The following is a 264-nucleotide window of genomic DNA, read 5'->3' on the forward strand; positions in this document are numbered from 1 at the left end:
ATATGGTTTCATTACTGAAGACAGTACTAAAGAGAATATCTTCTTCCATAATAACAACTGTACAGAACTCGTAAAAAAAGGAAACAGAGTATCTTTTGAAAAAGAGAAGTCTCCTAAAGGGTTTTCAGCTGTTAACATTCAGATTGTTAAATAATACTTATTCATACAACGATCTGTTTGATACAGATACGTTTGAACAATACAGAAAGAGACTGTCCCCAAAAGACAGTCTCTTTTTTGTGCCTACAAAAAAGGAATCTCGGT

1 protein-coding gene is annotated in these 264 nt (G+C 33.0%); it reads left to right on the forward strand.

Annotation, left to right across the window (positions count from 1 at the left end; translation table 11 throughout):
• Positions 1-10: 10 nt before the first annotated feature.
• Positions 11-154: a cold-shock protein gene (locus SB689_RS23355; RefSeq protein WP_410694431.1), complete on the forward strand. Its 144-nt coding sequence runs from the start codon at positions 11-13 to the stop codon at positions 152-154.
• Positions 155-264: the final 110 nt, after the last annotated feature.

This window comes from Chryseobacterium sp. SIMBA_038, from assembly GCF_046535115.1.
Lineage (GTDB): Bacteria > Bacteroidota > Bacteroidia > Flavobacteriales > Weeksellaceae > Chryseobacterium.